This is a genomic window from Burkholderia anthina (genome assembly GCF_001547525.1).
In the GTDB taxonomy this organism is placed as follows: Bacteria; Pseudomonadota; Gammaproteobacteria; order Burkholderiales; family Burkholderiaceae; genus Burkholderia; species Burkholderia semiarida.
This window is the reverse complement of the sequence record NZ_LNJP01000003.1, coordinates 1,946,914-1,968,145: the sequence shown is the minus strand read 5'-3', so window position 1 is coordinate 1,968,145 and position 21,232 is coordinate 1,946,914. Positions and strand designations below refer to the sequence as shown.

Below are 21,232 nucleotides of genomic sequence, written 5' to 3'. Positions count from 1 at the left end.
ACGCATCCTTCGAATCAGGGGAAATCGATGGCGGCCGCGCGTGGACGCACGCCGCCGTGTCATGCCGGTCAGTGGGTGAAAAAGCTCACGCGAATTCGGCGATCGCGCGGCGTTCGAGCGGACGCTCGCCGCGCGCCGGCAACCCGAGCTTGCGGCGGCCTTCGGCCGGCGTCAGCACGCGCCCGCCGAGCCGTTCGATGATTTCGCGCGCACGCTCGACGAGCGTGCCGTTGGTCGCATGCACGCCGCGGTCGAGCCAGATGTTGTCTTCGAGTCCCACGCGTACGTGGCCGCCGAGCAGCATCGCCTGCGCGACCATCGGCATCTGCATGCGGCCGATTCCGAAGCCGGCCCAGTGCGCGCCCGGCGGCAGGTTGTCGACCATCGCCTTCATCGTGCCGGTGTCGGCCGGCGCGCCCCACGGGATGCCGAGGCACAGCTGGAACAGCGGCGGATCGTCGAGCAGCCCTTCCTTCAGCAACTGCTTCGCGAACCACAGATGGCCCGTATCGAAGATTTCCAGCTCCGGCTTCACGCCGAGCTCCTGGATGCGCTTCGCGCCGGCGCGCAACTGCGCGGGCGTCGACACGTAGATGTAGTCGCCGTCGCCGAAATTCAGCGTGCCGCAGTCGAGCGTGCAGATCTCCGGCAACAGTTCCTCGACGTGCGCGAGACGCGTGAGGCCGCCGACGAGATCGGTGCCCTTGCCGAAGCGCATCGGGTCCTCGCCGGGGCCGATCTCGAGATCGCCGCCCATGCCGGCCGTCAGGTTGATGATCACGTCGACGTCGGCCGAGCGGATGCGGTCGACCACCTCGCGATACAGGTTCGGGTCGCGGCTGGCGCGCCCCGTTAGCGGATCGCGCACGTGGCAGTGGGCGACCGTCGCGCCGGCCTTCGCGGCTTCGATCGCGGCGGCCGCGATCTCCTTCGGCGTGACGGGAATCGCCGGATGCTTGCCGACCGTATCGCCCGCGCCGGTGACGGCGCAGGTGATGATGACTTCGTGATTCATGCTGGATGCCTCGCTTGATTCGGGTTGTGTCGCATTGCGGGTAGCGCGCGGGCGCCGGCCATCACAGGCCGAGATACGCCTTCACGGCTGGCAGGCCGTCCTTGCCGTCGAACGTCTTGACGCCCGCGAGCCACGGATCGAGCACCTGCGGGTTCTTCTTCAGGTACGCCTTCGCGGCCTCGGCCGGCTTGGTCTTGTTCATCACCGACTGCATCAGCTGGTTCTCGAGCTGCGTCGAGAAGCGCAGGTTCGTCACGAGCTTGCCCGCGTTCGGGCAGCGCGCGATGAAGTCGGGCGCGGTGAGCGTGTACACGCGCGCCTCGCCGTAGTTCGGCCCGAACGCCGCGTCGCCGCCCGACAGGTAATTCATGCTGAGCTGAATGTTCATCGGGTGCGGCTCCCAGCCGAGGAACACGACCCACTTCTTCTCGCGAATCGCGCGCTCGACCGTCACGAGCATCCCGGCCTCGCTCGATTCGACGAGCTTGAAGCCGCCGAGCCCGTACTGGTTCGTGTCGATCATCTTCTGGATCGTCGCGTTCGCGCTGCTGCCCGGCTCGATCCCGTAGATCTTGCCGTCGAGTTCCGCGCGGTGTTTCGCGATGTCGTCGAAGGTCTTCAGGCCGGCCTGGTACACGTAGCTCGGCACCGCGAGCGTCGCCTTCGCGCCGGACAGGTTCGGCGGCTCGACGACGTTGATCGACTTGCTGTCGAGGAACGGTTGCAACTGCTTCTGTTGCACGGGCCACCAATAGCCGAGCGACACGTCGAGCTGCTTGCTCTTGAGGCCGGCGAACGAGATCGGCACCGACGCGATCGTCGTGGTCGGCTTGTAGCCGAGCGCCTCGAACACGGTCGACGCGAGCGCGGTGGTCGACGTGATGTCGGTCCAGCCGATATCCGCGAAACGCACGGTGCGGCAGGTCGCGGCCTCCGTCTCGGCCAGCGCGGCCTGCGTGAACGCGCCCGTCGCCAGCACGGCCGCGGCAAGCGCGGCGATCTTCGTCGACTTCATGGTTCGATTCCTCCCGGTTGGTCTCGCGGCAGCCGGTGCGCGAAGTGTGCGCCGGCCTGCATCGTGGGAGTAAAAGTAACGAGCCATATTCGCCGCGAGAAGACCGGCGGCGACCTGTTCTTGCCTGTTTGCGACTATGAGTGGAAACCACTAGGTTTCGTCCGAGGCTTGACGGACGGGGGTTTGGGGTTTTTATGGAGCTCCGCCGGATTGCCCGGATGCGGCGCGCACCTTTCGATTCCGTCACGGTGTTGCTGACGGATTTCCGACGCGTTGCCGGATGCCATGGGCCGGCCCTATGCTGGCAGTCGCCGGGCGTTCGCGCGCGGCTCGCCCCGTTGCCGTGCCGCACCGGGCCCGGACGTCGCGCGTCGCCGGAACGAATGCAGACGGACACGGCCGCCCGTCGCGACGTCAGTCTTCGATCTTTCCGCCAAGGAACACCATGATGCTTGCCGCTTTCTTCGTCGTCGCCCTTGTCGCCCTCATCGCGCCCATGTACCGCGGCGTGATGCGCGGCGCGGATGCGAAACTTCGCGCGCGATTCGATGAGGAGGCCCCGCGCGGCGATGCGGCACGCCAGTTAATGCGCGACGCGGGATACAACGTCTGATCGGCATACCTGGCATCGCGCGGCATTCGGCGAGCGCGATCCGCGTCGCCGGCGCGGCGTGCGTCATTGTCGGGGGGTGCTGATCCGCGCGTGACGGCCGGGCTTGCGTTCCCGACACGCCGGAAACGCACGCATTCGCCGCGACGCTCACGCGTAGTTCATCATCACCGACTTGCTTTCCGTGTACTGGTCGATCACCGCGCGGCCGAGTTCGCGGCCGAAGCCCGACTGCTTCATCCCGCCGAACGGCAACGCGTTGTCGAGCAGCGAGTGGCAGTTGACCCACACGGTGCCGGCCGCAATACGCGGAATCAGCTTGTGGATCGCCGCAAGATCGTTCGACCAGATGCTCGCGCCGAGGCCATACGGGGTGTCGTTCGCGAGCCGTACGGCCGTGTCGACGTCGTCGAACGGCATCGCGACGAGCACCGGCCCGAAAATCTCCTCGCGCACCACGCGCATCGCATGCGTCGTATCGACCAGCACCGTCGGTTCGACGAAGAAGCCGGGGCCGTCGATCGCGCGGCCACCCGCCGCCGCGCGCGCACCCTCGCCGAACCCCGAGTCGATGTAACCGCATACGCGCTCGCGCTGCTTCGCCGACACGAGCGGGCCGACCTGCGTGGCCGGATCCATCCCCGGGCCGATCTTCAGGCTCGCGGCGATCTTCGCGACGCGCTCGATCACGCCGTCGAACACCTTCGAGTGGATGTACGCGCGCGACCCGGCCGTGCACACCTGCCCCTGATTGAAGAAGATCGCGTTCGCGACGCCCAGCGCGGCCTTGTCGAGATCGACGTCGGGCAGCACGATCACCGGCGACTTGCCGCCGAGTTCCAGCGACATCCGCGTCATGTTGTCGAGCGCCGCATGGCCGATCGTCTTGCCCGTCTGCGTCGATCCGGTGAACGCGATCTTGTCGATGCGCGGATCGCGCGACAGCGCCGCGCCTGCCGTGTGACCGTAGCCGGTGACGATATTGACGACGCCGTCCGGGAACCCGGCCGCCTGGATCAGCTCGCCCAGCCGCAATGCGCTCAGCGGCGTGTCCTCGGCGGGCTTCAGCACGACGGTGCAGCCGGTCGCCAACGCGGGCGCGATTTTCCATGCGGCCATCAGCAGCGGGAAATTCCACGGAATGATCGCGCCGACCACGCCGACGGGCTCCTTGCGCGTATAGGCGAAGATCTCGCTGTCCGGCAGGTACGGCATGCCGGCATCGATCACGCTGCCTTCGATCTTCGTCGCCCAGCCGGCCATGTAGCGGAAGCACTGCGCGGCCATCGCGACGTCGAGCCCCTGCGCGACCATCACCGGCTTGCCGTTGTCGAGCGACTCGATCTCGGCAAGCTCGCGCGCGTGGGTTTCGATCAGGTCGGCGAGCGCGAGCATCAGGCGCTCGCGGTCGGTGGTCTTCGCGCTGCGCCACGGGCCCGCATCGAAGGCGCGGCGCGCGGCAGCGACCGCCTGCTGCACGTCGCGCTCGTCGGCTTCGGGCACCCGTGCAATCACGGTGCCATCGGCCGGGTTCACCACATCGAGTTCGCGACCCGACGCGGCATCGCACCATTCGGCGCCGATCAGCATCTTCTTCGGCTTCGCGAGAAACGCGCGCGTTGCGTCGAGCAGCGCAAAGGTTTGGTTCGTCTCCATGTTCACGTTTCCTTGATTCGTTGAATGAGTCGGTCAATAGCGATCCGTGACGCCGTCGATCCCGCGCGCCTGCAACGCGCGAACGAGGCCGGCGCGCACGGTCGCGACGTCGGACAATGCGGGACGGCGGTGCGCGGCGACTTCGGCGGCCGTATACGGCTTGAAGTCGCGCGGCAGCGCATCGCGGTTCATCGTCGTCAGCACCCAGTTGAGCACGTCGGCCAGCTCCCGATCCGACAGCGCCGAGTTAGACGCGCCGGGCACGCGCATCACGTACTCGCGCCCGGCCGGCAGGTGCGTGAAATAGCCGAGCGAATTCGCGAGCGGCGGCACCTTGCCGGGAATGCCGCCACCCGTGGCCGTGTGGCAACCCATGCAGTTGAGCACCCAGTGCTGCCGCGCGAGCGCGGCATCGGCCGCGCCGTCGGCCCGTGCGGGCGCGGCGAACGCGCAAGCCGCCACGCCCGCCAGCAGCAGCCGGGACGACAGGCGATGCAACATGCCGCCGAGCCGCGACGCCAACGCGCACCGCCTGCCGCGTGCCGGCGCGCGAACGCCGTTCACAGGCCGAGCCCCTTGATCACCGACGCGCGCTGCGCATGCACGGCCGCGCCGTCCATCGGCTTCGCGCGCGCCGCGCGGATATCGGCGGCCGTGAACGGCTTCGCATCGCCGTGCTGCGCGTTGAGGTCGAACACGACGTAGTTGAGCACGTGCGCGATGTCGTCGTCGCTCGCGCTCGCGAACGACGGCATCTTGAAGTTGTAGCGCTTGCCATGCACGTCGATCTCGCCGAACATCCCGTGCAGCAGCGTCGCGATCAGTTGCGCTCGCCCCGCTTCCGCCGCCGCATACTTGCCCGGATACTCGGTCAGCGGCGGCGCGAGGCCGTCCTGCCCTTTCCCGCCCGCCTGGTGACACACCACGCACTGCGCGTCGAACAGGCTTTTCCCGGCCGGGTAATGGACGGTTGCCTGTGCGCCCGCCGCGGCGGGCCACGCGAAGGCCGCCACGGCCGCCATGCACGCCACGACGATCTTTCCTGCCTGCTTCACTTTCATTGCTTTGCCGCTCCCAGCAGAACCGAAACCGAACAGTGGTAATTCGAATTACCGTTCGCCATGCACCAGTTGATGTCGTTGTTCAGCGACAGCTTGTACAGCGGCTTCTCGCGCTCGTTGCGGTTGCAGAAGCATTTGCCGCACGAGGTCTTGCCGCAGCAGTCGTTGTACGACACGATGTAGTCCGAACCGTCGTGCGGATTGCGGCAGGTGCCGATCCACGTGATCGGAGAAGGCGTCGTACCCGGCGGACAACTGCTCGACGTGCCGCCGCAGCAGCTGCAGAGCCAGCCGTCGATCGCGCAGTATTTCCAGTAGTCGCAGCTCGTCGGGTCGTCGCTCGCGCCCGCCGCGGCGGCACCGGATGCGCCTGACGCCCCCGACACCGCCTCGGCCGCATACGCGGTACGGTCGACGGGCAGCAGCGGCAACAGCGCCGACCCCACCAGCACCTTGCCGAGCTTCGCCATCGCGCCGCGCCGCGAGCTGTGCTGCGCGACGCCGCGCGCCGACCGCTCGAACCATGAATCAAACACGCCCATGTCGTCGTTCTCCAATGACGTTGAAAAAGGTTCGGCCGGTCATGCGTGCCGCGCGTGCGCGTCGTGGGCATCGTGGCCGTGATCGCCGTGCACGAACTGCTGCAACGACGCGACGCCGCGCTCCTTCGCCTCGAACAGGCTCTCGAGATGCTCGCGCGTGTTGACGAGCCCCTTCGCGCGCACGGTGCCCGTTTCGTCGAGCAGGACCGCATACGGCAGCTTGCCGATCTGATAAGCGAGGCCGAGCTCCTGCGACAGCACGTACGGGAAGCGCCCGAGGTCGTGCTTTCGCGCGAAGCGCGTGTGTTCGTCGGCATCGCCGTCGCTCGCGAGCACGATGTTCACCGGCGTCGCCTCACCGGCCTGCAGCGACGGCAGCAGCGGCAGCAGCTTCTTGCAGACCGGGCACGTCGGCGACAGGAAGAACAGCAGCGTGGCCTTGCCCGCTGCATCGATGCCGCCGACCTTCACGTGCGACCCGCGAATGTCGGTCAGTTCGAACGTCGGCGCGATCGCGCCGACCGCCGGCCCCTTGTCGATCATCAGCGCGCCGGCCGGCATGATGCGTTCGTACAGGATGCCGATCTGGCGCACCAGCGCGAGGCAGATCGCGCCGAGCGCGAGGACGGCCACCCACAACAGGGCGGTGGAAACGGTGAGAGCGGTTTGCATCATGAATTCCTCAGATGAGAAAGGCGCGGGACGTTGGCGAGCAGCACGTCGACGGTGAGCAGCGCGCAGACGATCAGCAGCACGGAGAAGAACAGCGTCAGGTAGTCGAGCCACACGATGGCGCGCACGCCCGGCTCGACGAAGGCGGTCGCGGCCAGCGCGACGAGCAGCAGCACGCGGCCGACATGCAGCCAGCCGATGCCGCGCGGTGCGTCCGCACGCGCGGCCGTGAAGCCGGAACAGCCGCAGTCGATGTCGGTGCGGCCGCGCAGCAGATTGATCGCGAGCCCGGCGGCAAACGCCGCGAGCAGCGCGATCAGGCCGCTCGCGCCGGCCGCGCGTGTGTCGGGAAACAGCAGCGCCACCGCGGCGACCACTTCCGCGAGCGGAATCGCGAACGCGACGGGCGCGGTCAGCGCATCGGGCAGCAGCCGGTAGCCGGCAAGCGCCTGGCGGAACGCGGCGGGCCGGCGCATCTTCGCGAAGGCGCCGAGCAGCACGACGGCGGCCGCGCCGGCCTGCGCGCCGGTGGCGAGTACGGGATCGAGTGTCATCGCGGCCTCACGGGTTGACGAGCAGCGACGACGTATTGCCGACCTGCTTCTCGACGTGCCGCAGCGCGCCGGTGCGCGCGTCCATCACGACGAGGTCGGAGGTCGCCGTCAGCCCGTAGAAGAGCGGCTTGTCGTCTTCGCTGACCTGAATCGACACGAGCGGCTCGACCTTCATCTGCGCGAGATCCCAGCGCGCGACGCGCTGCTTCGTCTTCAGGTCGTATACCCACACCTGCGTGCCGGGATCCTTGTGCGAACCGTCGGCGCCCTTGTGCATCAGCACGTAGTAACGGTGCTGCTTCGCGTGCACGGCCGTCTGCTGCAGGCCGCCCGGGCGCCAGCCCGCGGCGCGCTCGGCGTCCGTCAGCAGCGGCCACGGCTTGCCGAACGCCGGCTTGTCGCCGCTGAAATCGGCGCTGCGCACGTTGCCGCCGTAGGTGGTGAACAGATAGCCGCCGTCGTACCGCGACGCGTTCACGAACGCCGGATCCCTGTCGACGTCGATGAACGCGTCCGACATCGTGCGCTTCGCCTCGTTGCCGTTCGCGTCGAGCGTGACGGTCAGCGCCTTGCCGCTTTCGCACAGCGCGGTGAAGCGGTCGTTACCCGACGGATAGGCGAGCACGCACGCGGCCATGTCGATCTCCGACAGCACCTGCTTCGAGACGGCGTCGATCACCGTCACGGACGCGGCCGGCGTGATGTTCGCGACGTACAGCCGCTTGCCGTCCGCGCTGAACGCGGTGTTGTACGGCGACGGCACGTGTTGCGCGTGCTTCGCCGGAATCACGATCTCGCCGGCATGATCGAGCGTCGTGTTGTCGATCATCTCGACGACGTCGGTGCGCGTGCCGTGCGAGCCGCGCGAGAAGTAAGTCGTCGCGACGAAGCTCGTCTTGCGGTCCGGCGAGATCGCGAAGCCGGGGGCGAAGCCGCCGTCGATCTGGCCGAGCAGCTTCTTCGCGTCGGCGTCGTACACGTGGATGCGCCCGTCGGTCATCGACGGCATCGAGATGTCGACGACATAGACCTCGTGCGGATGCCACGGCGGCATCTTCCGCACGACCAGCTCTTCGGGTTTTTCCGTCGCATTCGCGCTGCCGGCCCATGCCGCCGCCAACGCCAGCGTCGCCGCGAGCGCCGCGGTTCGTCGCCTTGTCCTCATGCCGCCTCCAGTGGGGAATTCACGTTGTGTGAGGCGACTGTAGTTCGACAATAAATGCGTCCAGCACCCGGACCGGCAACGCGTACGTGCCGATTCGGGATATCGGAAATGTGCGTGAAAGCCTCGCGGCGGCATGCCTTGCGCCCCTCCGAAGCACGCGCGCGGAATAGCGCTGGCCCGTATTGCGTCGACCGCCCGGTCGGTTTAATCTTGCGCGGTCCGAACGATCGCCGGAGGTGCCGTGCTCGCGTTTCATCAGAGGTTCGACGACGCAGACCGGCATGCGGAGGCGCTGCGCGGCTGGAATCAGCGTTACGATCAGATCGGCTCCGGCGCGTATCGCAGCGCGGTCAAATACGCGGTGCTCGATGGCGTCCAGCTCTTCCAGGAAGCGGCGAACGTGCGCATCATCCAGCGCGGATGTTTGCCGCACGGCCATACGGTGTTCGGCATGCCTCTGACCGGCTCGGGCACCTTCGCGTTCGGCGACGCGCGCCTCGAGCGCGGCACGATCGTGATGGCGCGCGGCGGCATACCGTTCGAACTCCATTCACCCGACGACATGTCGTTGATCGGCGTGGTCATCGAACCCGAATTGATGCAGCAGATCGAAGATGCCGCCGACGTCCGGCTGGACGCACGCGCGCTGCGGCGCGGCGTCGTCGAGGTGCCGGTCGCCGCACGCGAACGCGCGAGCGTGCAGCTCGCGACGCTGCTCGAACGCGTGCTGTCGGCGCCCGACACGTTCGATTCGGCCCGCGCGCAGTGCGCGATGCGCGCCGACGTCGGCAACGTGCTCGTCGATCTCCTCACGTACCGGATGCCCGAGCCGTCGAACCGGCTCACGCACGCCTGCCACGCCGACATCGTGCGCCGCGTGCACGACTACGTGATCGAGCACCCGGAAGCGCCGGTCGACATCCTGAGCCTCTGCACGCAATTGCGCGTGAGCCGGCGCACGATGCAGAACAGCTTTCAGTCGGTCGTCCAGACGAGCCCGCTCAACTACACGCGCTCGCTGCGCCTGGCGCAGGTCCGGCGCCTGCTGCTCGACACGCGGCAATCCGACCTGCCGATCAGCGAGGCGGCCGCGCGCTGGGGCTTCATGCATCTCGGGCATTTCGCGAACGCGTACAAGGCCCAGTTCGGCGAATTGCCGTCGACGACCGTGCGCCGGACGGCGCATCGTGCGAAAACGCGCTGAGCGCCGGCAAAACCCGCGATAATCGGGCTTGAACGTCCGGCGAGCGCGCCGGGCGCGGCCCGCTCGCCGCGTCGCGCGGTGCGCGACGTCCACCCGCTTCCACCCACGCTCCGATGCCCGAGGATTTCCACTTCCTGCTGCTGCCCGGCTTCTCCGCGCTCGGCTTCATGTCCGCGGTCGAGCCGCTGCGCGTCGCGAACCGCTTTCGCACCGAGCTCTATCGCTGGCACGTGATCAGCGCGGACGGCGCGCCCGTCGCCGCGAGCAACGGCATTCCGGTCGCCGCCGAAGCCGCGTGCGCGGACGTCCCGCGGGTCGATACGGTGTTCGTCGTCGCCGGCTTCGATCCGCTCGTCTGCTACACGCGTACGCTCGGCGACTGGCTGCGCCGCCAGCACCGGCATGGCGCCACGCTCGGCGGCATCGATACGGGCAGCTTCGTGCTCGCGGAAGCCGGGCTGTTCGGCGCGTCGCAATCGCTCACGCTGCACTGGGAAGCGCTCGCCGCGTTCCGCGAGCGCTACCCGGGCCTGAACGCGACGCAGGAGCTGTTCGAGATCGACGACCGGCGCATCACTTGCGCGGGCGGCACCGCGTCGATCGACATGATGCTCGACCTGATCGGCCGCCGGCACGGCGCCGACCTCGCGGCGGCGATCTCCGAGCAGTTCGTCGTCAGCCGCATCCGGCAGCGCTCGGACAGCCAGCGGCTCGAGATCGCCGCGCGCTACGGCGTGCACAACCGCAAGCTGATCCAGGTGATCGGCACGATGCAGCAGCACATGGAGAATCCGCTCGGCTCCGACGCGCTCGCGCGGGAGGTGTCGATCACGCGGCGTCAGCTCGAACGGCTGTTCAGCGCGACGCTGAACGACACGCCGACGCGCTTCTACCTGAACCTGCGCCTCGATCGCGCGCGCGAGCTGCTGCAACAGACCGACATGAGCATCACGTCGGTCTGCGTCGCGTGCGGCTTCGAATCGCCGTCGCACTTCTCGCGCACCTATCGCGCGCGATTCGGGATGAGCCCGCGCAACGACCGGCGGGCAACGCGCTGATCGTCGCGGCTTTTGACTACAATCCGGCGCGGTATTGCGGGTTCCGATAGCGTTTCCCGCCGTTCGCTCAACAATGCCGGCGATTGAACGGCCAACCGAAGCGGTCGTCGAAAATAATCTGGAATGTCGTTGAAAATATTCTGTAACATACCAAACAAAGTTAGATAGGGAGCCTAACGACACGCTTGCGTCATCTCCACGCGCGTCGGGTCGTGCAGGCTGCCAACCGATATCCGATATCGATCCGAGGGGTATGACATGACGATGCTCGATTCGCCGTCGCCGCACCTGCCTGCCGTTCGCTTCTCCTCCGCTTCGCCTGCCCGCTTCTTTTCGACCTGACAGTTAGGTTTCCTTAGTCAGTCGAGACTCCCAGCACCGCTTCGCCGCACCGGTTCCATCGAACCGGTGCGCGGGCCGTGTCGTGCCTGCTCGCCACGAGCGCGCGGGCGTGTCCAACCGTTGAGATGAGGATCACGTATGCAGACATCACGCAAAGCATTGCCGCTCGCCCTGGGTCTCGCGCTCGGTTTCGGCATCGTCGGCGGCACCCTGGCCGATACGAAAGTGTCGAATCCGCAGGCCGCGAGCCTGCGCGAAAGCCTGACGCGCGGCGTCGCGCCGCCGGCCGCGAAAGCCGATACGGCCGCCGGGCAATTCCGCGCGGACGGCGTCGCCGTCACGCTGTACAACCCGGCCTATCGCGCCAGGAAGGCCGCCGCGACGCCCGCCGCCACCGCGCGCGACTTCATCGCGTCGCAGGCGGCGCAGCTCGGGCTCGACGCCACCGCGCTCGCGAGCCTCGTCGTCACGTCGGAACGCGACGACGCCGACTTCACCGTCGTGCGCCTGCAGCAGCAGGCCGCCGGATTGCCCGTGTACGGCAGCGACATCGCGGTGACCGTCGCGACGGACGGCCGCATCCTGTACGTCGCGAGCAACACGATCAACGGCGTGGTCGCGACGACGCACAAGTCGCAGGCCGTCGACCAGCAGCAGGCGCTCGAGCGCGCCCGCGCGTATCTCGGCGTGAGCGGCTTCACGCATCTGGATGCGCAGCTCGTCGCGTTCGTCGACAAGGCCGGCACGCATACCGCATGGAAGGTGCGCGGCCGCCCGCAGGACGGCCCGAAGGGCGACTGGGAGCTGTTGATCGACGCGGGCAGCGGCGAAGTGCTGCGCGCCGAGGACAAGGCGTTCTACGCGACCGACGGCACCGGCTTCGTGTTCCGCCCCGATCCGCTGTCGCCGACGAAGAGCAGCTACGGCAGCACGGGCTACAAGGACGGCAACGACGCCGATTCGACGCAGCTCACGGCCGCGCGCGTGCGCGTGACGCTGAAGGATGTCGCGCAGTCGGGCACGCGCTACACGCTGACGGGCCCGTACGCGGCATGCGTCGATTTCGACGCGCCGCTCGACAAGGCCTGCCCGTCGCAGGCCACGCCCGCGTTCGAATTCACGCGCGGCAACCTGTATTTCGAGGCCGTGAACGTGTACTACCACATCGACACGTTCCTGCGCTACGTGAACCAGACGCTCGGCATCAAGGCGCTGCCGTATCAGTACACGGGCGGCGTGCAGTACGACCCGCACGGCGAATCGGGCGACGACAACTCGTCGTACTCGTCGAGCAGCGGCCGGCTGACCTTCGGGCAAGGCGGCGTCGACGACGCGGAAGACGCGGACGTCGTGATCCACGAGCTCGGCCACGGCATCCACGACTGGGTCACCAACGGCGGCCTGTCGCAACAGGAAGGCTTGTCCGAAGGCACCGGCGACTATCTCGCCGCCGCGTACAGCCGCGACTTCAACCAGTGGAGCCCGTCGGACGCGCAGTATCACTGGGTCTACAACTGGGACGGCCACAACGAGTTCTGGGCCGGCCGCGTGACCAACTGGAACGTCGGGCGCACCTATGCGCAGGCGCGCGGCGCCGAGATCCACACGGCCGGCCAGTACTGGGCGTCGTGCAACCTCGTCGCGCGCGACGCGATCGGCGCGCAGGCGATGGACAAGGCGTTCCTGAAGGGGCTGTCGATGACCAACAGCTCGACCAACCAGAAGGCCGCCGCGCAGGCCGTGCTGACCGCCGCATCCGCGCTCGGCTACAGCAACGCGCAGCTCGCCGCGATCGGCAACGCGTACAACAAGAGCTGCACGTACGGCGTGACCGTCCCGCAGAAGTCGTAATCCCGCAGCAGGCGGGAGCGCATCGCACGACCTGCGGCGCGCTCCCTTCATCGACATCGCCATCCTCACGAGATCGAACATGCCTACTCTGACACCGACCCGCCTCAGCGCCGCGCTGGGCGGCATGTTGCTGACCGCCGCCGCGCACGCGACACCCGTCTGGATCACGCTCGGCGACACCGCGTTCCGCCAGCTTCAACGCATCGATGCGTCCGCAACCGCGCAATACAGCGCGAGCGTCGACGCCGGCAAGGCGGCCGACGGCGCCGCGCGCCGCGAAACCGTTCACGTCGTCGAGATCGACGATGCCCGGCTCGGCGAACTGGCCCACGCCGTCCACCACACGCGCGGCCACGGGCCCGGCTACGTCGTCCACGATTCGTTCGACGACGCGCGGCAGGCGCTGCAGCCGTTGCCGGCGACGCTCGCGAAACAGGCCGCCGCCCCCGCGTACACGGTGTCGAACGTGCCGCAGATCGGCGCGTGGATCCAGCAACTGCAGGCGAGCAACATCGTCGGCACGATCACGTCGCTGTCCGGCTTCACGAACCGCTACTACACGACGTCGCACGGCGTCGCGGCGTCCGACTGGCTCGCGCTGCAGTGGAAGCAGCTGGCCGGCTCGCGCGCCGACATCACCGTCGAACAGTTCGCGCATACCGGTTTTCCGCAGAAATCCGTGATCCTGACGATCCGCGGCAGCGATCCGGCCGCGGGCACCGTCGTGCTCGGCGGCCACCTCGATTCGACCGTCGGCCGCACGACGGAGAACACGCGCTCGCCCGGCGCCGACGACGATGCGTCGGGCATCGCCAGCCTGACCGAGGCGCTACGCGTGCTGCTCGCGAACAACTACCGGCCGAAACGGACGATCAAGTTCGTCGGGTACGCGGCCGAGGAAGCCGGCCTGCTCGGCTCGAAGGCGATCGCGAAGCAGTTCCGCACGCAGAATGCGAACGTGGTCGGCGTGCTGCAGCTCGACATGACGAACTACAAGGGCGATCCGAAGGATATCTACCTGATCACCGACTACACGAACGCGGCGCAGAACACCTACGTGAAGAACCTGGCGGCGACCTACCTGCCCGAGCTCGCGATCGGCACGTCGCAGTGCGGCTATGCGTGCTCGGATCACGCGTCGTGGAATGCGCAGGGGTATCCGGCATCGTTCCCGTTCGAGGCAGACCAGAACGACAGCCCGTACATTCACACGGTGAACGACACGCTGGAAAACTCGGATCGACAGGCGAACCATGCGCTGAAATTCGGCAAGCTGGCGCTGGCCTATGCGGTCGATCTCGGCGGCATGGCGGGCGCGACGATCAAGCGCTGAGCGTTCGTCGTCGAGCGGCTTTCTCGTTCGGCAACGAAACGGGCGTTCACCCGCGCGGGTGCGCCCGTTCGAATGCCTCTGCTCCGTCCGGCTAGAATCGTCGTTCGACCACTCGCTACACGCTCGCCCACCATGACCGAATCCACCCGCTCCATCGACGACCTGTCGCCCGATCGCGTCACGACCGCGTTCGACCTGCCCGGCCATACGACCGTCCGCTCGCTCGGCGTCGCGCAGGGTATCGTCGTGCGCTCGCGCTCGATCGTCGGCTCGTTCGGCGCGTCGCTGCAGACGATCTTCGGCGGCAACATCACGCTCTATACGTCGCTGTGCGAGAAGGCGCGCGAGCAGGCTTTCGACAAGATGCTCGCCGATGCGCGCAAGCTCGGTGCGAATGCGATCGTCGCGATGCGCTACGACTCGACCGAGATCGGGTCGGGCGTCACGGAAGTCATCTGCTACGGCACGGCCGTGCGCGTGATGCAGGACGCGTGACGGGAACGCGCATCACGCGTCACGCATCGCGTTCGAGCGACTTCATGTTCGTGAGCTGCGGAAAGAGCCGCATCCACGCCAGCGCGACGGCGATCGTCGCCATGCCGCCGACGACGATCGCGGCCGGCGCGCCCCACCATGCCGCCGTCACGCCCGATTCGAATTCGCCGAGCTGGTTCGACGTGCCGATGAACAGCGAATTGACCGCGCTCACGCGACCGAGCATGTCGTCGGGCGTGCGCAGTTGCACGAGCGACAGCCGCACGACGACGCTCACGACATCCGATGCGCCAAGTGCCGCCAGCGCGACGAGCGACAGCACGAAATGCCTCGACAGCCCGAACACGATCGTCGCGATGCCGAACGCGATCACGCCGCCGAACATCGCACGGCCCGGCCGCCCCTTCAACGGGAAGCGCGTGAGCCACAGCGTGCCCGCGAGCGCGCCGACCGCCGGCGCCGCGCGCAATGCGCCGAGTCCCCACGGGCCGACCTGCAGGATGTCGCGCGCATAGATCGGCAGCAGCGCGGTTGCACCGCCGAACAGCACGGCGAACAGGTCGAGCGACAGCGCGCCGAGAATCGCCGGTTCGCGCCGGATGAACGCGATGCCCGAAAACACCGAGCGCAGCGTGACCGGCTCGCGCGCAGGCGGCGCGCCGCGCAGCGGAATCGTGCCGCTCAGCACCGCCGCGACCGCGAAGGCCGCGACGCTCGTGCCGAACGCGACGGGTGCGCCGACACCGTAGAGCAACCCGCCGCACGCGGGCCCGAGGATCTGCGCGGCCTGATTCGCGGACGTCGACAGCGCGGTCGCGCGCGGCAGGTCGGTGCGCGGCACGACGGCCGGCAGCAGCGACGACACCGACGGCGACTCGAACGCGCGGGCCGTGCCGACGACCGCCGCGAGCGCGTACACGGCCGGCGCGGCCAGCCACCCTTGCAGCGCACCGAGCAGGAACACGCCGGCGACCAGTGCTTCGACGCTCTGGCAGATCGTCGCGATGCGCCGGCGGTCGTAGCGGTCGGCCACCTGTCCGACGACGAGCGTCAGCGCGAACATCGGCACGAACTGTGCGAGGCCGACGAGGCCGAGTGCGAACGCGCTGTGCGTGAGCGCGTACACGTACCAGCCGATCGCGACCGACAGGATCTGGAAAGCCAGCGACGACATCACGCGCGTGCCCCAGAAGCGCTGGAACGGTGCATGGCGGAACAGGTTGGCGGGTAACGGGGATAAAGGACTGGAATCGGGCACGGGGGTGGTCATCGGGGTCTCGGCGGTTGGCGGTGCGCACCGCAGCCGTTCGGGAAACGACGACACATGCGAATGCGTGCGCGCGGCAACGGTGCAGGCGCGGCCAAACCGCGATGATATGCCAACCGCCGAAAACCGGCCGGCCGCCGGCCACGCGCCCCGTCGAGCCGCGGCATCGCGCAAAAAAAAGCGCGAACCACGGTTCGCGCCAAAGAGAGACCTCGCTGAAGACGTCACATCACTACACGGCACCTACCCGCTCAGAACGAATGCCGCATCCCGATCCGCACGTCGGCCTGCGTCTGCGTCGTCGACGGCGTGAAGCTGTAGCCGATCACCGCATCGACGCCCTGCGACGCGCGCAGGTAGTCGCCGGAGATGTACACGTCCGTGCGCTTCGACAGCAGGTAATGCAGGCCCGCCGTGCCCTGGTTCCAGTGATGGCCTTCGAAGCGCGTGTGCTGGTAGCCGGCGATGAAGCTCAGCGCCGGCGTGAACTGGTACAGGCCGCCGCCTTCGTACACCTGCATGTGCGACGACTGGCCGAAGCCCTTGATCGTCGTGTACGAGTAGTTGGCATCGAGCGTCAGCTTGCCGATCGTGTAGCTCGTGCCGATGCCGAACGTGCCCTGGCTGTCGACACCCATCGGCGTGTTAGCGAACAGGTCGGTACGTGCGCCGGTCGCCGGATCGACGGTGACGGTCTGCTGGCCGAGGAACGTGTGCGTGCCGATCATCGCGTACGGGTCGAACGCGTAGATGCCGTTCGGGTTGTTCAGGCGCGTGTACGCGGCGCCGATCGAGAAGTCGCCCTTCGTGAAGCTCGCGCCCGCGCTCCATGCGCTGTTGCGGTGGAAGTTGCCCGCGACGTTGCCGAACGAGTACATCGCGCCGAACTTGAAGCCGCTCATGTCGTTCGACAGGAACTTCACCGAATTCGGCAGGCGGTCGCCGTTGAAGCGGTCGAAGTCGCCCTGGTGGATCGCATAACCGCTGCCCCAGGCCGAGATGTTGTAGATCGACACGAGTTCGTTCGTGATGTCGAGCTGGTTGCCGAACGACAACGTGCCCCAGTCGTTCTGCAGGCCCACATACGCCTGCCGGCCGAATTCCGCACCGCCGAAGCCGAGTTGCCCGTTGCCGAGACGGAAGCCGCTCTCGAGCACGAACACGGCCTTCAGGCCGCCGCCCAGGTCTTCGGTGCCCTTGAGGCCGAAGCGGTTTCCGTACGCGACGCCGTCGTCGAACTTGACCACGTGCGAGCCGCCCGTGTTGTTCACGTACGTGATACCGGCGTCGAGAATCCCGTACAGCGTCACGCTGCTTTGCGCGTGTCCGATGGCGGGAATACAGGCCGCGCATGCAAGCGCGGCGGCTACGGCAACTTTCGTGTGCTTCATTGTCGACCACCCTCCCTGAACCATTCGATGGATAGAATCTCGTCCCGGCGCGTGCCGCGATGCGCCGGTGGATTCGAATTCAGACCGCCCCGCTGGCTTCGGTATTTCGTTTTCCGCAATAACGCAGCCATTGGCGAAAAATACAAACCCATATTTCGGGTCACCCGTCTGAAGGCGACACTAAATGGTCACGATGCGACGGGTCGGGAAAACACGTAGACAGGCGGCACGGCAAAAACCGGCCGCCCGGAGGGAGGCGATCAGCGGCCGTCGAGGGCCGCGCGCACGGCCGGCAGGCCCGGCGCGCCGGCCGCGGTCGTCACGCCGTCGAGCCAGCCGGCGACCAGCGCGGGCTCGGCTTTCAGCGCATGCTGCGCCGCGAGCGCGGGCGGCGTCTTGTTGTCGAGCATGTCGGCGATCATCCGGTTCTCGACGTCGACGGAGAACGTCATCTGCCGGAACAGCCGCGCGAGGTTCGCGCACTGGCCGGCGAACCCGGCACGCGCGACCGTGTTGACCGTCGCGCCGCCGTAGTTCGGGCCGAAATACGCATCGCCGCCCGACAGATACGTCAGATGAAACTTCGTGTTCATCAGATGCGGCTCCCACGCGAGAAACACGATCCAGCGCTTGTCGCGCACCGCGCGCTCGACCTGCGTGAGCATGCCCGTCTCGCTCGATTCGACGAGCGACCAGTTCGCGGACCCGAGCGCGTGGTCGGACAGCATCCGCTTGATGTTCTGGTTCGCGGGCGCACCGGGCTCGATCCCGTAGATCTTGCCGTCGAAGCGGTCCGCGTAGCGCGCGAGATCGGCGAACGTATGCACGCCGGCGGCGGCCACATAGTCGGGCACCGCGAGCGTGAATTTCGCGCCGCTCAGGTTCGCATGCAGCACGTCGATCGATTTTTCGTCGACGAACGGCTTCACGAGCGGCGCCTGAGCGGGCATCCAGTTGCCGAGGAATACGTCGACCTGCCCTTTCTTCAAGCCCTGGTACGTGATCGGCACCGACAGGTTCGCCACCGCCTGCCGGTAGCCGAGCGCCTTCAGCACGACGCCCGCCATCGCGTTCGTCGCGTCGATGTCGGTCCAGCCGGGCGCCGCCATCTTCACGTCGCCGCACGTGTGCGGATCGGCGGCAGCCGCAGGCTGCGTCGCCGCCACGCACGCGGCGGCGGCGAGCGCCGCGCCGATCCTTCGGATTGCTGCATTGCATTGCCGTTTCATCGTCCGCTTCCTCCGTCGTTCGTCAATGTTCGCACTGCCGGACGTTCAGCGCCCGACGCGCGGAAAACGCGCCATCGCCTCGAGCGTGTCGAGTTCGATGTGATTGCGCATGTAGCGCTGGCTCGCGTCGGTAAACGGCTGCCAGTCCCACGCGTGGATGCGGCCCTGCGTCGTCGCCGCGTAATGGAAGCGCCGGCGCCGCTGGCTCGCGCGCACCTGCCGGTCCAGCTCGGGCAGGTTCCAGCGCTGCCCGGCCTCCGCATGGAACGCGGCGAGCACGTCGGCGGCTTCCGGCCGACTGGCCAGATTCGTGAGCTCGCGCGGGTCGTCCGACAGGTTGTAGAGCTGGTCGGGATCGGCCGGGCAATGCACGTATTTCCAGTCGCCGCGGCGGATCATCACGATCGGCGCGAGCGCCCCTTCCGCGAGGTATTCACCGAGCGCGACGTCGTGCGCGGGCGTGCCGTGCAGGTGCGGCACGAGGCTCGCGCCGTCGACCGGGTCCGGCCAGCCGCCGGCGGGCGCCGCGCCGGCCAGGTCGACGAGCGTCGGCAGCAAATCGACGTGCGACACGGGCCCGCGCACGCGCGCGGCGCCGAAGCGGCCCGGCGCATGCACGATCAGCGGCACGCGGCAGCCGCCCTCGAAGAACGTCATCTTGTACCAGAGCCCGCGCTCGCCGAGCATGTCGCCGTGGTCGGACGTGACGATCACGATCGTGTCGTCGGCGAACCCGCATTGCTCGAGCGCGGCCAGCACGCTGCCGAACTGCGTGTCGACATAGGACGTCGCGCCGTAATACGCGCGGCGTGCGGCGCGGATCTGCGCGTCCGTCAGCGGCGTGCGGTCGTTCTCGCAGACGAAGCGCAGCCGCTGCGAATGCGGATCGCTTTCGGCCGCATCGAGCCGCACGGCCGGCATGTCGATCTCGTCATCGTCGTAGCGATCCCAGTATTCGCGCGTGATCGCATACGGGTCGTGCGGATGGGTCAGCGACACGACCATGCAGAACGGCCGCGCATCGTGTCCGGCCGCACGCTCGCGCGCGACGTCGTACAGCTTCTGCTTCGCGGCGAATGTCACTTCGTCGTCGAAGTCGAGCTGGTTCGTGCGCACGCACGGGCCGGCGTCGAGCACCGAGCTCATGTTGTGATACCAGCTCGGCCGCTCGGTCGGGCTGTCCCAGTCGGGCACCCAGCCGAAATCGGCAGGATAGATATCGGTCGTGAGGCGCTCCTCGAAGCCGTGCAACTGGTCGGGCCCGCAGAAGTGCATCTTGCCAGACAGCATCGTCCGGTAGCCGCCCGCGCGCAGGTAGTGCGCGAACGTCAGCGTTTGCGCGGGCAATTCGGCGGCGTTATCGTAGGCGCCGATGCCCGACGGCAGCTTGCCGGTCAGCAGCGAGAAGCGCGACGGCGCGCACAGCGGGCTCGCGCAGTACGCGGCGTCGAACACCACGCCTTCGGCCGCAAGCCGGTCGAGCGTCGGCGTGCGGGCGACGCGGTTGCCGTACGCGGGCAGCGCGAACGGCGTGAGCTGGTCGGCCATCAGGATCAGGATGTTGGGTGTCGGGTTCGTCATCGGCGATCGTGGGAAAAGCGGTGTTCGAATGGAACGGCTCGCCGCTCCGGCAGCGAGACGTCCGGCATGACGGAGGCGACCCGCGGAAACTGCCGCGCGCCGGGGCCGCGCTGGCTAGAATCGCGGAATCCGTTGCCGCCGGCGCGTGAAGCGCATGTGCCGTACCGTCCGCTGCACTATCGCCCGCCCGAATTCGTGCGGGTAGGCGTCCGGCCCTTATGGGGCCATTAGAGGGACTTATGTCGAAACCCGAACCGTTACCGTCGATGCAGGCGCTGCGCGCGTTCGAATCGGCCGCCCGGCTCGCGAGCTTCACGGCCGCCGCGCGCGAGCTCGGCTCGACGCAGCCGGCCGTGAGCCAGCAAGTGTTCCAGCTCGAAGCCGAACTCGGCGTGCCGCTGTTCGAACGCAGCCCGCGCGGCGTCACGCTGACGGCCGACGGCGAGTGCCTGTACGAAGCCGTGCGGCTGAGCCTCGACACGCTGCGCGGCGCGACCGCGACGCTGCGCGCGCGCCGCCAGCACGGCGCGCTCACGATCGTCACCGACTTCGGTTTCGCGACCTACTGGCTGATGCCGCGCCTGGCCGGGCTCAAGCGCGTGATGCCGGACGTCGACGTGCGCGTCGTCACGTCACAGGATTACGACGCGCAACGCGACCACGGCGACATCGCGATCCTGTTCGGCGACGGCCACTGGCCGTCGTGCACGGCCGCGCGGCTGTTTCCGGAATCCGTCACGCCCGTGTGCTCGCCCGCGTTTCGCGACGCGCACCGGGGCGTCGCGCGGGCCGACCACCTGCTCGCGCTACCGCTGCTGCACGTGCAGCCGACGCGCCCCGAGCGCTGGCTGTCGTGGGCGGGCTGGTTCGACGCGCACGGGCTCGAACCGCCGGCCGCCGCCCGCGGCGTGACCTTCAACAGCTATGCGCTCGTGATCCACGCGGCGCTGCTCGGCGAAGGCGTCGCGCTCGGCTGGTCGCCGCTCGTCGACGAACTCGTCGCGAGCGGCCAGCTCGTGAAGCTCGTCGATGCGCCCGTCGTCACGTCGCGCGGCTACTTCCTGGTGCGGCCGCCGCAGCGGCCGGAGCCGGACGCGACCCACGTGTTCCGGCGCTGGCTGCTCGACGCGTGCGCGGGGGCCTGACGCGGGCCTCACCCTGCGGCCCTCGCCCGCCCGCTGGCGCACCGAT

20 protein-coding genes are annotated in these 21,232 nt (G+C 68.0%); 7 read left to right on the top strand and 13 right to left on the bottom strand.

All coding sequences use genetic code 11. The features are described from left to right. Positions 1–85: 85 nt before the first annotated feature. Both WS64_RS28695 and WS64_RS28690 read right to left on the bottom strand, forming a co-directional pair. The gene (locus WS64_RS28695; protein WP_060968453.1) at positions 86–1,015 is read right to left on the bottom strand and encodes a 3-dehydrocarnitine:acetyl-CoA trimethylamine transferase CdhC; all 930 of its coding nucleotides are present in this window, start codon (positions 1,013–1,015) and stop codon (positions 86–88) included. 61 nt (positions 1,016–1,076) lie between these two features. Then, positions 1,077–2,030 carry a choline ABC transporter substrate-binding protein gene (locus WS64_RS28690; RefSeq protein WP_060968452.1) on the bottom strand — a complete coding sequence of 318 codons (954 nt, stop codon included), beginning with the start codon at positions 2,028–2,030 and terminating at the stop codon, positions 1,077–1,079. A 445-nt stretch (positions 2,031–2,475) separates the two neighbouring features. On the opposite strand from WS64_RS28690, the gene WS64_RS34670 reads away from it, so the two are divergent. Continuing rightward, positions 2,476–2,643, top strand: a complete 168-nt coding sequence (locus WS64_RS34670; protein ID WP_155644555.1) for a hypothetical protein — start codon at positions 2,476–2,478, stop codon at positions 2,641–2,643. A 147-nt stretch (positions 2,644–2,790) separates the two neighbouring features. Here the strand turns inward: WS64_RS34670 and WS64_RS28685 are convergent, their stop codons facing one another. From WS64_RS28685 to WS64_RS28655, 7 genes are read right to left on the bottom strand one after another with little or no spacing between them, the layout of a single operon-like run. Then, on the bottom strand, positions 2,791–4,296 hold the full coding sequence (locus WS64_RS28685; protein WP_060968451.1) for an aldehyde dehydrogenase family protein: 1,506 nt from the start codon (positions 4,294–4,296) through the stop codon (positions 2,791–2,793). A 33-nt stretch (positions 4,297–4,329) separates the two neighbouring features. Next, the gene (locus WS64_RS28680; RefSeq protein WP_244166670.1) at positions 4,330–4,797 is read right to left on the bottom strand and encodes a c-type cytochrome; all 468 of its coding nucleotides are present in this window, start codon (positions 4,795–4,797) and stop codon (positions 4,330–4,332) included. A 59-nt stretch (positions 4,798–4,856) separates the two neighbouring features. Then, complete coding sequence (locus tag WS64_RS28675; RefSeq protein WP_060968449.1) at positions 4,857–5,357, bottom strand: c-type cytochrome; 501 nt, start codon at positions 5,355–5,357, stop codon at positions 4,857–4,859. Next, entirely contained in the window at positions 5,354–5,899 is a 546-nt protein-coding gene (locus WS64_RS28670) for a methylamine dehydrogenase light chain (protein WP_059643247.1), read from the bottom strand. The genes WS64_RS28675 and WS64_RS28670 overlap by 4 nt, the downstream gene beginning before the upstream one ends. Positions 5,900–5,938: 39 nt before the next feature. Continuing rightward, positions 5,939–6,574 carry a methylamine dehydrogenase accessory protein MauD gene (mauD, locus tag WS64_RS28665; protein ID WP_060968448.1) on the bottom strand — a complete coding sequence of 212 codons (636 nt, stop codon included), beginning with the start codon at positions 6,572–6,574 and terminating at the stop codon, positions 5,939–5,941. After that, positions 6,571–7,125: a MauE/DoxX family redox-associated membrane protein gene (locus WS64_RS28660; RefSeq protein WP_059584391.1), complete on the bottom strand. Its 555-nt coding sequence runs from the start codon at positions 7,123–7,125 to the stop codon at positions 6,571–6,573. The genes mauD and WS64_RS28660 overlap by 4 nt, the downstream gene beginning before the upstream one ends. Positions 7,126–7,132: 7 nt before the next feature. Beyond that, positions 7,133–8,290: an amine dehydrogenase large subunit gene (locus WS64_RS28655; RefSeq protein WP_060968447.1), complete on the bottom strand. Its 1,158-nt coding sequence runs from the start codon at positions 8,288–8,290 to the stop codon at positions 7,133–7,135. 241 nt (positions 8,291–8,531) lie between these two features. Here WS64_RS28655 and WS64_RS28650 point away from each other — a divergent pair, with 241 nt between their 5' ends. The 5 genes from WS64_RS28650 (at position 8,532) to WS64_RS28630 (ending at position 14,573) form a co-directional block, all read left to right on the top strand. Continuing rightward, positions 8,532–9,494 (top strand): helix-turn-helix domain-containing protein, encoded by a 963-nt coding sequence (locus tag WS64_RS28650; protein ID WP_060968446.1) that lies wholly within the window; start codon positions 8,532–8,534, stop codon positions 9,492–9,494. 113 nt (positions 9,495–9,607) lie between these two features. After that, complete coding sequence (locus WS64_RS28645; RefSeq protein ID WP_060968445.1) at positions 9,608–10,552, top strand: GlxA family transcriptional regulator; 945 nt, start codon at positions 9,608–9,610, stop codon at positions 10,550–10,552. A 480-nt stretch (positions 10,553–11,032) separates the two neighbouring features. After that, positions 11,033–12,745 carry a M36 family metallopeptidase gene (locus WS64_RS28640; protein ID WP_060968444.1) on the top strand — a complete coding sequence of 571 codons (1,713 nt, stop codon included), beginning with the start codon at positions 11,033–11,035 and terminating at the stop codon, positions 12,743–12,745. A gap of 79 nt (positions 12,746–12,824) precedes the next feature. After that, the gene (locus WS64_RS28635; RefSeq protein WP_060968443.1) at positions 12,825–14,078 is read left to right on the top strand and encodes a M20/M25/M40 family metallo-hydrolase; all 1,254 of its coding nucleotides are present in this window, start codon (positions 12,825–12,827) and stop codon (positions 14,076–14,078) included. A gap of 132 nt (positions 14,079–14,210) precedes the next feature. After that, on the top strand, positions 14,211–14,573 hold the full coding sequence (locus tag WS64_RS28630) for a YbjQ family protein (RefSeq protein WP_060968442.1): 363 nt from the start codon (positions 14,211–14,213) through the stop codon (positions 14,571–14,573). Between the two features lie 19 nt (positions 14,574–14,592). Here the strand turns inward: WS64_RS28630 and WS64_RS28625 are convergent, their stop codons facing one another. The 4 genes from WS64_RS28625 to betC form a co-directional block, all read right to left on the bottom strand. Next, positions 14,593–15,843 (bottom strand): MFS transporter, encoded by a 1,251-nt coding sequence (locus tag WS64_RS28625; RefSeq protein WP_060968622.1) that lies wholly within the window; start codon positions 15,841–15,843, stop codon positions 14,593–14,595. 248 nt (positions 15,844–16,091) lie between these two features. Beyond that, on the bottom strand, positions 16,092–17,231 hold the full coding sequence (locus tag WS64_RS28620; RefSeq protein ID WP_059584379.1) for a porin: 1,140 nt from the start codon (positions 17,229–17,231) through the stop codon (positions 16,092–16,094). Between the two features lie 260 nt (positions 17,232–17,491). Further along, the gene (choX, locus tag WS64_RS28615; RefSeq protein WP_060968441.1) at positions 17,492–18,460 is read right to left on the bottom strand and encodes a choline ABC transporter substrate-binding protein; all 969 of its coding nucleotides are present in this window, start codon (positions 18,458–18,460) and stop codon (positions 17,492–17,494) included. Between the two features lie 45 nt (positions 18,461–18,505). Beyond that, positions 18,506–20,041 carry a choline-sulfatase gene (gene betC, locus WS64_RS28610; RefSeq protein ID WP_060968440.1) on the bottom strand — a complete coding sequence of 512 codons (1,536 nt, stop codon included), beginning with the start codon at positions 20,039–20,041 and terminating at the stop codon, positions 18,506–18,508. A 239-nt stretch (positions 20,042–20,280) separates the two neighbouring features. On the opposite strand from betC, the gene WS64_RS28605 reads away from it, so the two are divergent. Beyond that, entirely contained in the window at positions 20,281–21,186 is a 906-nt protein-coding gene (locus tag WS64_RS28605; RefSeq protein WP_060968439.1) for a choline sulfate utilization transcriptional regulator, read from the top strand. Positions 21,187–21,232: the final 46 nt, after the last annotated feature.